Annotated in this window: 13 protein-coding genes; 3 read left to right on the top strand and 10 right to left on the bottom strand. The window is 66.0% G+C overall.

Translation table 11 applies throughout. The features are described 5' to 3' along the window. Positions 1–175: 175 nt before the first annotated feature. On the top strand, positions 176–835 hold the full coding sequence (locus NA2_RS01400) for a 5-formyltetrahydrofolate cyclo-ligase (protein WP_008593340.1): 660 nt from the start codon (positions 176–178) through the stop codon (positions 833–835). A gap of 108 nt (positions 836–943) precedes the next feature. On the opposite strand, the gene NA2_RS01395 is transcribed toward NA2_RS01400, so the two are convergent. Then, complete coding sequence (locus NA2_RS01395) at positions 944–1,417, bottom strand: Lrp/AsnC family transcriptional regulator (protein ID WP_008593338.1); 474 nt, start codon at positions 1,415–1,417, stop codon at positions 944–946. A gap of 155 nt (positions 1,418–1,572) precedes the next feature. Between NA2_RS01395 and ald the strand changes: the two genes are divergently transcribed. Beyond that, a complete protein-coding gene (ald, locus tag NA2_RS01390; protein ID WP_008593336.1) occupies positions 1,573–2,688 on the top strand; it encodes an alanine dehydrogenase in 1,116 nt (371 codons plus the stop codon). A gap of 44 nt (positions 2,689–2,732) precedes the next feature. On the opposite strand, the gene NA2_RS01385 is transcribed toward ald, so the two are convergent. From NA2_RS01385 to NA2_RS01365, 5 genes are all read right to left on the bottom strand, one after another. Continuing rightward, a complete protein-coding gene (locus NA2_RS01385) occupies positions 2,733–3,206 on the bottom strand; it encodes a DUF1203 domain-containing protein (protein WP_008593334.1) in 474 nt (157 codons plus the stop codon). A 218-nt stretch (positions 3,207–3,424) separates the two neighbouring features. Beyond that, complete coding sequence (locus NA2_RS01380) at positions 3,425–3,982, bottom strand: OmpA family protein (RefSeq protein WP_040676361.1); 558 nt, start codon at positions 3,980–3,982, stop codon at positions 3,425–3,427. A gap of 95 nt (positions 3,983–4,077) precedes the next feature. After that, positions 4,078–4,929, bottom strand: coding sequence for a 3-mercaptopyruvate sulfurtransferase (gene sseA, locus NA2_RS01375; protein ID WP_008593330.1), 852 nt, complete (start codon positions 4,927–4,929; stop codon positions 4,078–4,080). 25 nt (positions 4,930–4,954) lie between these two features. After that, complete coding sequence (locus NA2_RS01370) at positions 4,955–5,698, bottom strand: alanyl-tRNA editing protein (RefSeq protein WP_008593329.1); 744 nt, start codon at positions 5,696–5,698, stop codon at positions 4,955–4,957. After that, on the bottom strand, positions 5,698–6,732 hold the full coding sequence (locus NA2_RS01365) for a cysteine synthase A (protein WP_008593327.1): 1,035 nt from the start codon (positions 6,730–6,732) through the stop codon (positions 5,698–5,700). The genes NA2_RS01370 and NA2_RS01365 overlap by 1 nt, the downstream gene beginning before the upstream one ends. A gap of 254 nt (positions 6,733–6,986) precedes the next feature. On the opposite strand from NA2_RS01365, the gene NA2_RS01360 reads away from it, so the two are divergent. Then, positions 6,987–7,802, top strand: coding sequence for an SDR family NAD(P)-dependent oxidoreductase (locus NA2_RS01360; RefSeq protein ID WP_008593325.1), 816 nt, complete (start codon positions 6,987–6,989; stop codon positions 7,800–7,802). Positions 7,803–7,808: 6 nt separating this feature from the next. On the opposite strand, the gene NA2_RS01355 is transcribed toward NA2_RS01360, so the two are convergent. The 4 genes from NA2_RS01355 to ilvA form a co-directional block, all read right to left on the bottom strand. Continuing rightward, the gene (locus NA2_RS01355) at positions 7,809–9,014 is read right to left on the bottom strand and encodes an MFS transporter (RefSeq protein ID WP_008593322.1); all 1,206 of its coding nucleotides are present in this window, start codon (positions 9,012–9,014) and stop codon (positions 7,809–7,811) included. A gap of 233 nt (positions 9,015–9,247) precedes the next feature. Further along, positions 9,248–10,618: a DEAD/DEAH box helicase gene (locus NA2_RS01350; protein ID WP_008593320.1), complete on the bottom strand. Its 1,371-nt coding sequence runs from the start codon at positions 10,616–10,618 to the stop codon at positions 9,248–9,250. A gap of 287 nt (positions 10,619–10,905) precedes the next feature. Further along, on the bottom strand, positions 10,906–11,442 hold the full coding sequence (locus NA2_RS01345) for a DUF1697 domain-containing protein (RefSeq protein ID WP_008593318.1): 537 nt from the start codon (positions 11,440–11,442) through the stop codon (positions 10,906–10,908). Positions 11,443–11,455: 13 nt separating this feature from the next. Next, positions 11,456–12,742: a threonine ammonia-lyase IlvA gene (gene ilvA / locus NA2_RS01340; protein WP_040676359.1), complete on the bottom strand. Its 1,287-nt coding sequence runs from the start codon at positions 12,740–12,742 to the stop codon at positions 11,456–11,458. Positions 12,743–12,864 lie beyond the last annotated feature (122 nt).

Genomic DNA, 12,864 nt, shown 5'->3' with positions numbered 1-12,864 from the left:
TAGGCGATCGAACGAAGATGATCGCGCTGTTGTCGACGGAGTTCCAGCAAAATCTGATGACGCTGGAATGACGGCGCGATGCCGGTCGAAACGTCGCATGGGGAACAGCGCGCATCGGCGGCCGGATGCAGTATTCTTTCCATTGGGGATGGATCGGAAGGGAAGGAGAAGGCGCATGACCAGCGACCCACGGGACCGCGTGGCGCCCTACGCCTCGCCGCCATGTTTCATGCATGAGGGCGACGACGGCGGGGCGGCAAACATCGAAAGCCACTGGCCGGAGGTGCGCCGCTTTCGCAAGGCGCAGCGCGAGCGCATCCTGGCCGAGCGTCTCTCGATCCCCGCAGCAACCCGAGCGGACATGGCCGGCCGGATCGCCGCGGGCCTCGACGCAGTGATTGGCGATCCGCACGGCCGCACGATCGGCCTCTACTGGCCCTTTCGCGGGGAGCCTGACCTGCGGCCCTGGCTCGCCGCGACGATCGATCGCGGCGCCGGCGCCGCCCTGCCCGTCGTCGTGGAAAAGAACGCGCCCCTGATCTTCCGCGCCTATCGCCCCGGCGATGCGCTGGAGCGCGGCGTCTGGAACATTCCCGTCCCCGCCGCCGGCGCGGAGGTGCTGCCCGACATCGTCATCTCGCCGCTGGTCGGCTTCGACGGCGGCAACTACCGGCTCGGCTATGGCGGCGGCTTCTACGACCGCACGCTCGCGACGCTGCCCAGAAGGCCGCTGGTGATCGGCATCGGCTATGCGTTCTCGCGGCTCGCCACCATCCATCCCCAGCCCCACGACATCCCGATGGACCGCATCGTCACTGAGGAAGGCCCGCTATAGCGTTTTGCAGTCAGGTGGAATCACCCGACGCCCGCATAAACGCGGAAAAACAGGGAGATGGATCTGTTCAGCGCTCCGTGAAACGTTGGACGGGCTAGCGTAACCCGCTCACGCCAGTTGCGGCTTCATGCCGATCGCCGTGCGGTCGATCACCTCGCGCAGGGCGAAGGCAGAGTTGATCTTGATCACATGGGGCATGCCGGTCAGCCATTCCTTGTGGATGCGCTCATAATCCTGCAGGTCGCGCGCGGCGATGCGCAGGATGTAGTCGTACTCGCCGGACATGAGATGGCACGACACCACGTTCGGACAGCGCGTCACCGCCGCCTCGAACTCGCTCAAGGTCCGCTCGAACTGGCCGGACAGCGAGATATGCACGATCACCGTCATCGCATGGCCGAGCGCAGCGTTGGAAAGCTCGGCATGATATCCCTTGATGACGCCGCTCTTCTCCAGATTGTCGAGCCGGCGCGAACAGGCCGACTGGGACAAGCTCACTTTCTCGGCAAGGGCGGAATTGGAGATCCGCCCGTCCAGCTGCAATGCGTCCAGAATAGCGATATCAATCCTGTCGAGGGCCATTGACCGACTTTCCTCCTCCGAAAATAGGCAATGACGCAAAAAGTATCGAATTTGCCCCGCGCCCGCAAACATGTTCGCAAAGACGTTCGGCCCGTTTTGTGGTCTCATCGATAGAGCCAGAACAATGCACAAACATGCTCTTGGAGGAGATCTGGATGCGCGTCGGCTGCCCGAAGGAAATCAAGAACCACGAATACCGCGTCGGCCTGACCCCGGGGTCGGTCCGCGAATATGTCGCCCACGGCCATGAAGTCCTGGTCGAAACCGGCGCCGGCGCGGGGATCGGCGCCGACGACAATGCCTATCGCGCCGCCGGGGCGACCATCGCCAGAACCGCCGGCGACGTGTTCGCCCGCTCCGACATGGTGGTCAAGGTCAAGGAACCGCAGCCGGTCGAATGGGCGCAACTGCGCGAGAACCAGATCCTCTACACCTATCTTCACCTGGCTCCGGACCCGGAACAGACCCGGGGCCTCGTCGAATCCGGCGTCACGGCTATCGCCTATGAAACCGTCACCGACACACGCGGCGGCCTCCCCCTGCTCGCGCCGATGTCGGAAGTCGCCGGACGCCTGGCGATTCAGGCCGGCGCCACCGCCCAGCAGAAAGCCAATGGCGGGCGCGGCGTACTGCTCGGCGGGGTGCCGGGCGTGCTGCCGGGCAAAGTCGCCATCATCGGCGGCGGCGTGGTCGGCCTCAACGCCGCGAAGATGGCGGTCGGCCTCGGTGCCGACGTGACCATCCTCGACCGATCGATCCCGCGCCTGCGCGAACTCGACGACATCTTCAATGGCCGCGCGCACACGCGCTATTCCACCGTCGAGGCGCTGGAGGAAGAGTGCTTCTCCGCGGATATCGTGGTGGGCGCCGTGCTCATTCCCGGCGCCGCCGCGCCAAAGCTCGTGACGCGCGAAATGCTGTCGGGCATGCGGAAGGGAACCGTGCTGGTCGATGTGGCGATCGACCAGGGCGGCTGCTTCGAGACCTCCCACGCCACCACCCATTCGGACCCGACCTACGAGATCGACGGGATCATTCACTACTGCGTCGCCAACATGCCGGGCGCCGTTCCCGTCACCTCGGCCCACGCGCTCAACAACGCGACCCTGCATCACGGCCTGCTGCTCGCCGACAAGGGGCTGAAGGCGCTTGTCGACGATCCGAATCTGCGCAACGGCCTGAACGTCCACAAGGGCCGCATCACCAATCGCGCCGTGGCCGAAGCGCTCGGCTACGAAATGGCCGAACCGCAGGCGGTGCTCGCCGCCTGACACGTCTCCTCCAGCAAACTACCCGCCGGAAACGGCGGGTTTTTTCATGCCCGCTCGATGCGCACCTGATAGCAATTGTACTGGGCCGAGCGCAGGTGCAGATAGGCAATGTCGTCGCGCTGCAGAAGTGCGTGCGCCCGCGTGCAGATATCCTTCTTCGGCGTCACCGCGCCCGTCCCGTAGACGATGCGGTCGTCATGCCCATAGCCCCGCAGCAGCCAGTCCGGCCGGGCGCGAAAGAGGTCCGGCATGACATCGCTGTCGGGAGCGCGCGCGCATTCATCGGCACAGAGAAAGATCGGCCCCGTCTCGGCATAGGGCTGCGGTTCGGGAAACGGCCGATAGGCAAGCGTGAGATAGGGACGGCCCGCTTCCACGCCGCGCAGGCAATGGCGACAGGGTATTCCGGCACCGTCGGACACCCGGCGTTCCGGCGCATTGCCGTAGGCGTCTTTCGCGCCCGCGCGAAAGGCCCGCGCCTCCTCGCTCGGCATGGCGGTGAATTTGATCAGTCCCATAGCGGCTCTCCTGTGAGGGTTGCAGGAGAAGCATGGCTGCACGTACCGCCGCATTCCACCCGATTCCGGAGTGCAGCAGACAAGCAGGCCCGGCAAACGCAACGGGTTGCCGGGCCTGATGCAGAACGAGGGCGGGCTTCGGAAGCGAAGGCCGGGTCCATCGCGTTTTGCAGTCAGATGGAATCGCCTGACGTCCGCAAAAGCGCAGAGGAACAGGTCTAGCGGATGAAATCGTCGATGCGCCGCAGCGTGACGCGGCGGTTGCGCCAGTTCTCGTTGGGCGTCGGCACGAGGAGATATTCCTCGCCGTATCCCACCGTCTCCATCATCCGCGACGGCACGCCGAACTCGCGGGCCAGAACGCGCTTCAGCGATGCGGCGCGCTGTTCGGACAGGCGCTGATTGTAGCCGAACGAACCGACCGCGTCAGTATGGCCCTCGAGCAGGACGAGCATGCCCGGCCGCCGCCGCCGCAGGGCATGCAGCGCATCGGCGATCTGCTCGACCTTGCGGTACTGCGAGTACGGAATCTCGGCCGAGTCGAAGGCGAAATTGATGGCCTGGATATCGATCGAAGGTGCCCGGCGGCGCAGTTCGGGGCGGCGCTTCAACTCGCGCACGGTCACCCGGTCCTGCGGGCGCACGCGCTGCGCCGGCGCGGCTTCCAGCCGGCGCTGGATCTGCGAGGCCGAAGGCATGGCCGACTGCGCTGCGGCCGCACCGGGCACGAAGCACGCCGCGATCGCGGCACCGAGCATTTGACGGCGATTCAGCATCTCAAGTCCTTTCAGGGGGAAACAGTCATTGACCGGCGCATATTTCAGCGCAACTCCTGAATTGACGATGAATGCCCCGTTGTCTGTTTGTCAGCTTATGGTTCGCCCGTTTCCACCGGCGTGTCCGCCAGGCCGCCCCACTGGCTCCAGGACCCGTCATAGAGGCGGTTGTCCGTGTGTCCCACCGTCTCCAGTGCCAGCGTGATGACCGCCGCCGTGACGCCGGACCCGCAGGACGTCACCACCGGCCGCTCCAGGTCGATCCCGGCATCGGCGAACAGTTTTCGCAATTCATCGGCGGGCAGCAGCCTGCCGTCGCGCACCAGCGCGGACGCCGGGACACTGCGCGCGCCCGGCATGTGGCCCGAGCGCATGCCGGGACGCGGCTCCGGCTCGACGCCCGTGAAGCGGCCGGCCGGCCGCGCATCGGCGATCTGGGCAGCGCGCCCGTCCACGATGCTGCGCATCGCCTCGAAGGTCGCCACGCGCGTCTCGTCGAGCGTCGCTTCGAAGACGTTGGGCGCGATCTTGGTCGGAGCGGCGGTCAACGGGCGTCCCTCGGCGCGCCAGCCATCCAGCCCGCCTTCCAGCAGAAGCACGTTGCGGGCGCCCATCACGCGGAACATCCACCAGACGCGGGGGGCGGAAAACAGCCCCGGTCCGTCATGGACGACGATGGTGTCGTCGCGCGCTATGCCCATCGCGCCAGCATGCCGGGCGAAGGTCGGCGCGTCCGGCAGCGTGTGCGGCAGATCGGAACCGGGTGCAACCACCACATCCTGGTCGAAGAACACGGCGCCGGGGATGTGTCCCGCCTCGTACTCGCCGCGCGCGTCCCGGCCCTGCGCGGGCAGGTACCAGGAGGCATCGACGATCGAAAGGCCGGGCATGCCCAGCTTCGCTTCCAGCCAATCCGCTGAAACGGTAAACCTGCTCGTCTCGCTCATCACGTCCCGCCTGTCTCGTTACTGGTCACGCCGCCGGCATCGGGCCGAAGCGGATGCGGAAGCGGCGGTTCTCCCGCCCCTTCTTCTCGATCTTGCCGATGTGGATCTCGCCCACCTCGCCGGTGCGCGCCACATGCGTGCCGCCGCAGGGCTGGCTGTCGACCGCCGCATCCTCGCCGATGCAGACCAGGCGGACGCGCCCGGCCCCCTTCGGCGGGCGCACGTTCTTCGACTTCACCAGGCCCGGATTGGCGGTCAGGTCCTCCTCCGTGATCCAGCGGTTGAAGACGGCATGGTCGCCCTGCACCAGTTCCATCAGCTTTTCGGTGACGGCCTCCTTGGTGAAACCGGCGTCGGGCAGATCGAAATCGACCCGTGAATCGTCCTCGCTCACCGAAGCCCCGGTGATCGGATAGGGACAGACGACGCTCAGGAGATGACAGGCGGTGTGCATGCGCATCAGGCGGAAACGCCGCTCCCAGTCGATAGCCATCTGAAGCGTCTCGCCCGGTTCCGGCAGCGCCTGGCCCGCCGCGGGCACGTGGATGATCTGTTCCTTGGTCTCGCCGGTCACCGTCGCGGCGATCTCGATCGCCGTCCCGTCCGTGCGCGTCAGCCGGCCCGTATCGCCGGGCTGGCCACCCGAGGTCGCGTAGAAGACCGTGCGGTCGAGCAGGATTCCCCCGCGGTCGTTGATGGCAAGAACCCGCGCCGCACCGTCGCGCAGATAGGCATCGTCGCGAAAAAGGATCTCGGTTGACAGATCCATCACGCCACCGCCTCGAACGGAACGTCGATCTGCGGCGTCTCTTCCATCCAGTCCGGAACCGGCAGGCCCTTCTCGCGCAGGAACGCCGGATTGAACAGCTTCGACTGATAGCGTGTGCCGTAGTCGCACAGGATCGTCACGATGCGGTGCCCCGGCCCCAGCTCGCGCGCGAGACGGATCGCCCCCGCGATGTTGACGCCCGTCGAACCGCCCAGGCACAGCCCCTCGTTCTGTACCATGTCGAAGACGATCGGCAGGGCTTCCTCGTCGGGGATCTGATAGGAGAAGTCGGGCGCGAACCCGTCCAGATTGGCGGTGATGCGTCCCTGCCCGATCCCTTCGGTGATCGAGCTGCCCTCCGACTGCAGGACACCCTCGGTATAGAAACTGTAGAGCGCGGCGCCCATCGGGTCGGCCAGCGCGATCTTGACGTCGCGGTTCCGGCCGCGCAGCCCCTCGCCCACGCCGGCAAGCGTACCGCCCGTACCGACGGCGGACACGAAACCGTCCACCCTGCCCTCCGTCTGGTGCCAGATCTCCTCGGCGGTGGTGCGGACATGTCCTTCACGGTTGGCGACATTGTCGAACTGGTTGGCCCAGATCGCGCCGTTCGGCTCGCTCGCGGCGAGCTGCTCGGCCAGCCTGCCCGAAACCTTGACGTAATTGTTGGGGTTCTTGTAGGGCACCGCCGGCACCTCGATGAGTTCGGCGCCCAGAACGCGCAGCGCGTCCTTCTTTTCCTGGCTCTGCGTGTCGGGAATGACGATGACCGTGCGATAGCCCAGCGCCTTGGCCACCACCGTCAGGCCGATGCCCGTATTGCCGGCCGTCCCCTCGACGATCACGCCGCCCGGCCTGAGCAGGCCGCGCCTCTCGGCGTCGCGGATGATGAAGAGCCCGGCACGATCCTTCACGGACTGGCCCGGATTCATGAACTCGGCCTTGCCGTAGATCTCGCAACCCGTTTCCTCCGAAGCGCGCTTCAGGCGGATCAGCGGTGTGTTTCCTATTGCATCGACAACCGAGTTTTTCATACGAACCTCTGCGAATTTTCGGCGAAGGGTAGAAAGCGATTCCGCCACTTGCAAGGAGGGATTTTGCGCCCGGGAGCCAAACCGCGCAAAGACGTCGCGTTTCGCTCCGCTCGCGCCGCGCGCGGGCCTCGGTGCAACGGATGCCACCTCTCAGCTCATCCAGTGTTTTCTGGGGCTCCACCTTCCCTTGCTGCTTTTCAATCGCAGCACCGGCAGCTAAGTCTGCCTCCGACCAACAGTTGCACGGGGATCGCATGGGGCTCTACAGGGCCAGGCCGGAGAATGGAGTTGTCTGGATCACCGGAGCCAGCACGGGGATCGGGCGCGCTCTCGCGCTGCACCTGGCGCGTCAGGGGTTCACCGTGGCGGCCACGGCGCGTGCCGAGGACAATCTCGGATCGATCGCGAAGGAGGAAAACGCGCTGAAGGGCCGCATCTTCACTTTCCCGTGCGACGTGATGAACGAGGCCGGCATGGAGCGCACCGTCATCGCCATCGAGAAGAAGCTTGGCCCCATCTCTCTCGCCGTGTTCAACGCCGGCGCCTATCTGCCGGTGCGTGGCGACCGCCTGGAAACCACCAACTTCGTACGCAGCTACCAGATCAACGTGTTCGGCACCCTGAACGGCCTGGTGCCGGTGATCGACCGCATGCGCGACCGGGGATACGGCCAGATCGCCGTGATGGGATCCGTCACGTCCTTCTTCGGAATGCCTTCGGCGGCCGCCTACGGCTCCACCAAGGCGGCATTGAACAACATGATCGAGGCACTCCGCTTCGATCTGGAGAAGATGAATATCCGCGTCCAGATCATCAATCCTGGCTTTGTCGCCACGCCGCTGACCGACAAGACGACCTTCCGCATGCCCGCCTTGCTGACGGTCGGCGACGCTTCCCGGCGCATCGCGGCCGGCCTGCAACGCGGCGGCTACGAGATCAGTTTCCCGCGCCGCCTGGTCTGGCCGCTCAAGCTGCTGCGCCTGTTTCCCAAGCCCCTGATCTTCTTCGTTCTTTACCGCCTGACAGGCTGGGACAAGCGCACGGTCGGCCCCCGCAGGAGGACGCGGTAAGGCCGGTCAGCCCTCGTGCCGCACGTCCGGCGGCGCGTCGCGGCAGAACATGTAGATCGCCACCGTTGCTGCTAGCAGCACCGCATAGAACATGAACAGCGTCTGGTATGCCGCCGCGGGATCGCCCGGCACGGTGGCGGCGGCCACCACCCCGCCCGTCGCGAACTGCATCACACCGGCGCCGCCGACGGAGAAGAAATTGAGCAGCGTCACGCCGCGCCCCGTCAGATGCGCCGGCACGAAGGCGCCGCCATGCGTCATCAGCAAGCCGTAGCTCGCCCCGCAAACGCCGATCACCACCAGAACGACCGTGGTGGCCGCAACCCCGGTGACCGGAAACATCGCCAGCCATGCTATCGCGGCGGCACCGATGGCGTTGCCGCCAACGGCAACCCATTTTCGCGTCCGCAGGACCGTATCCAGAGGGCCGTAGACGAAACTGCCGAGCGACATCGCCAGCGCCATGAACAGCGTCACCTGGCCGATCAGCAGGGCGTCGGCACCGTAGACGTCGGCGAGATAGGGACCGGCCCACAATCCGCGGATGCCCGCCGCCGGCGCGTAGTTCAGGGCGGTGAGCGGCAGGATCGGCCACAGGACGCGCAGGCGCATCAGCTCCAGATAGCCGCCAAAGCCCTGCCGGCCCGTTGCAGCACTCCGGTCCGGCTCGGGATCGCGCACCAGGAGGGTGATGGCGAGACCGGTCATGAGCGTGAAGACCGAAAGTCCCGCCATGACGCCGCGCCAGCCGAAGGCTTCGGCGGCCGCCGCCATCGGCGCGGAGCCGATCACATTGCCCAGCGTGCCGAAGCCCACCAGCCAGGAGATCAGGATCGCCATGCGCGCCGGCGCATAGGATTTTGCGAAGATGAAGACGGCAGCCATCAGGACGGCTGAACAGCCTGCACCGTTCAGCGCCATCGCCACGATGACCGTCATGGGATTGGGCGCGGCCGCAAACAGCGCCGCTCCGCCGCCGCCGCAGACCGTCAGCAGGAAGGCGGCCGTGCGCCGCGGTCCGTAGCGGTCGAGCGCGACGCCGACCACGAACTGCATCAGCGCGAAGCTAATGAACCAGGCGCCCGATGCCATCGACAGTTCGGCCTTGGAGATTCCCAGCTCCGCCGTCAGGGCCGGCGTCAGCACAGCCAGGAACGAGCGATAGAATTGCGACAGGATGTATCCGATCGCCAGGGCGACAAGTCCCGCCATGATATCGCCCTCCCGATCCAGCCGCTGGGCACGATCATCGCGCCTAAAGCGCCGCGTGTCTCATGAGACGCGCAAAGGACGCTGTAACACGTTGAAATGATGCATGTTCGTTGTCATTCAAATGAATCCATCTGAATGGGACATGCATTAGCGCATTGCCGGATCAGGAACAATTGGGCCAGCGGGGGCGAACCTCGGGTCAGCCCGCCGCCCGCCCCAGCCCTTTCGAAAGGTCAGGCCGCGCGCGCGCCCTGCCTCCTGTAGCGGTTGTTGCGCTTGCGCTGGCCCGGCTTGGCGCCCGCCTTGTGGGCATCGCCCGAACCGGCCTGCTTGGGCTTCTGTCCCGAACGCTTCTGCTGGCCGCGCGCCGCGTCATTGCTGGCTTTCGGCTGCGCGTGGCGCTGGCCGCCCCGGCCGCTGGCGTCGGCGGGATTGCGAGCCGGGTCCGGCTCTCCCGTATGGTCGGCCACCACCGGCAGGCGCATCCGGATGATCTTCTCGACCGCGCGCAGCTTGTCGCTCTCGGCCGGATCACACAACGTGACCGCCTCGCCCGATGCGCCGTTGCGGCCGGTCCGGCCGATCCGGTGAACGTAGCTTTCCGGCTGGTCCGGCAGGTCGAAGTTCACCACGTGGCTGATGCCCGGAACATCGATGCCGCGCGCGGCGATGTCGGTGGCCACCAGGATGCGCACCGAACCGTCACGAAAACCGTTCAGCGCCCTTTGCCGCGCATTCTGCGACTTGTTCCCGTGAATGACGGCGGCTTCGAATCCGTCGCGCTCCAGATCGCGGGTCACGCGGTCCGCGCCGTGCTTGGTGCGGGCGAAGACGATCACAGAACGCATGGTTTCGTCGGCCAGCATGTCGGACAGGACCTTGCGCTTCTGCTTGGTGCGCGCCATCACCAGGCGCTGGGTGATCTCGACGGCCGTGGTCGATTGCTTGGCGACCTCGACGCGCACCGGCTCCTTCAGCAGGCTGGCGGCAAGCTGCTCGATCTCGCGGGGCATGGTCGCCGAGAACAGCGCGGTCTGCCGGTCGGCATGCGTGGCGCGCGCGATGCGGCGCACATCGTTGATGAAGCCCATGTCCAGCATGCGGTCGGCCTCGTCGAGCACCAGCCAGCGCGTCTCGGCAAGCGACAGCTCGCCGGAGCGGACGAGATCGGTCAGGCGGCCGGGTGTCGCGATCACCACGTCGACGCCCTGTGCCAGACGGCGCACCTGGCTGCCGCGCGAAACGCCGCCCAGCACCAGAGCCGTGGACAGATGCGCATGATGCGAGAGCTGGCGCACCACCTCGTCGATCTGCACGGCGAGTTCCCGCGTCGGGCACAGAATCAGTGCGCGCGCCGTCTTGCGCAGCCGCTTGGTTCCGAGCGCCATGATCTTCGAGAGGATCGGCATGGTGAAGGCGGCCGTCTTGCCGGAGCCGGTCTGGGCGATGCCCAGCACGTCTCTGCCCTCGAGCATCGGCGGAATGGCCTGATCCTGGATCGGCTTGGGCACGGTGAAGCCAGCGTCGTTGGCGGCTTTCAACAGGGTGCCGGAAATGCCGAGTTCCGCGAAACCAGTCTGTTTCGCATTGTTATCATTGGTCAATTTTATCGTCTTTCATAGCGGCTGCGATCGACGCGCCGCAAATATCCGTGGCGGGGCGCAACCCGTCGGGCAATGGTTTCTGTGAACGACAAGACGCCGGGGCCTCTGCCCCTGCGGCTGCGCTGTCGTGCCGGAACGTTTCCGGCTTCGCCTCCGCCGCAACGGCGGGAGCTTCAGACGCAACCAGTCTCTGAGAAGAAAGCCGGTCTGTGCCGGCCCATGCGTCTATCAGCGCCATATGGGCCATCGGCCGGCAAAGTGCAAACAAATAATGGTGCAGCGCAAAATCAGCCGCCGCGCGCCAGCTCCTGCAGGGCCAGCATGCTGCGCCAGTTGCGCGCCGTCATCGCCACCTTCAGCGTCGGCTCGATCTTCGGCGCGAAGCGGGAGGTTCCCATGCCGTCCGGCGTGTGGAGATAGAGCGTCCTACCGTTCAGGTGGAAGCGCTCGGTCCCGCCCGCCTTCGCTTCCAGTGCTTCAACGTCCTCCGGCTGCGGCGCGGCCTCGAGCGCATAGACATGAACCCTGGTTGGGTCGTCCGCGGCCTGCGCAAACGGGTTGCGGGCGATCATGAGGTCCCAGTCGTCCGCGCCGCGCGCGATGACCGCCTTGTCGAAACCCATCTCCCGGCGCACGGCCTCACCGACCGCCTCGACCACGCCGGCCTCGTCGAGCGACGCGGTCAGGACGGCATTGCCGCTGTTGATATAGGTCGCCACATCCTCGAAGCCGGCATCGTCAAGCACGGCCTTCAGCCGCTTCACGGGGAGTTGCGTGGCGCCGCCGACACCACGAAACAGCACGATGTAACGGGTCGGGTCCATGGCATCCTCCGCCTCAGATGATGAATCCTGCAATCGTGTCGTTCTCGGTGATGTCCTGATAGGCCCAGCCGGCCTTGTCGAACCGCTGGGTCAGGACGTCGAAATTGGCGCGGTTGCGGGTCTCGATCCCGATCAGGACCGAGCCGAAATTGCGCGCCGACTTCTTCAGATACTCGAAGCGGGTGATGTCGTCTTCCGGCCCCAGCAGGTCGAGGAAATCGCGCAGCGCGCCGGGCCGCTGCGGAAAGCGGAAGATGAAGTACTTCTTCAGCCCCTCGAAGCGCAACGCCCTCTCCTTGACGTCGGGCAGCCGCTCGAAGTCGAAATTGCCGCCGGACACGACGGCCACCACGGTGCGGCCGCGCAGCGTCTCGGGCGCATAATTCTTCAGTGCGTCAATCGCCAGCGCCCCCGCCGGTTCCAGCACCACGCCCTCGATGTTCAGCATCTCGATCATGGTCGCGCAGAGCCTGTTCTCGGGCACCAGATGCACCGCCCGCGCGTCGAAATCCTGCAGATGGGAAAACGGCTCGGCGCCGATCTCCGCCACGGCGGCGCCATCGACGAAATTGTCCACCTGCGCCAGCCGCACCGGCCGATCCTCGACCAGCGCCTGCTGCAGGCTGGCGGCACCCGCCGGCTCGGCGAAGGCGAACTCAGTCGGCTCTCCGCTCTCGCGCAGATAGCACGTCACGCCGGAAGCGAGGCCGCCGCCACCCACCGGCAGGATGACCAGGCTGTCACCGATCCTCGCGTCGCTCTCGCCATGCATCTGCCTGGCGATCTCGAGCGCGACCGTCGCCTGGCCCTCGATGATGTCGGGATGATCGAAGGGCGGCACCATCATGCCACCGCTCTCGGCAGCGAAGACATGCGCCGCGCGATAGCAATCGTCGAAGAAGTCGCCGACCAGCCGGATCTCGACGAAATCGCCGCCGAAGATGCGCGTCTTGTCGATCTTCTGCTGCGGCGTCGTGACCGGCATGAAGACGATGCCGCGCCGGCCGAAATGGCGGCAGACATAGGCGAAGCCCTGCGCATGGTTGCCCGCCGAGGCGCAGACGAAGGTTCCGTCCGTGGCGCCGCCGGCGATCGCCTTGCGGAAGAAGTTGAAGGCGCCCCGCAGCTTGTAGGACCGCACCGGCGTCAGATCCTCGCGCTTCAGAAAAACGCGGGCGCCCGTCTTCTTCGACAGATAGTCGTTCTCCTGCAGCGGCGTTTCGGGAAAGAGCGCGCGCAACGCTCCTTCGGCCTTGGCAACGCCGGGTGCAAAACCCCCGGCTTTTCCTTCTGCGTTCATCCTGTCCCTTGCCCGTGCTCTGTCCGTGCTCTACCCGGCTATTGCATATCGCTGCGCGGGACGCCACTGTCGCCGGAATCCGCGTCATGAGGCAGCTTGAGCGGTAGAGCCACAGCAGAGCA

The sequence above is a fragment of the Nitratireductor pacificus pht-3B genome (assembly GCF_000300335.1).
In the GTDB taxonomy this organism is placed as follows: Bacteria; Pseudomonadota; Alphaproteobacteria; order Rhizobiales; family Rhizobiaceae; genus Nitratireductor; species Nitratireductor pacificus.
The sequence above is the reverse complement of the archived record's forward strand: the minus strand, read 5'-3'. Positions and strand labels throughout refer to the sequence as shown.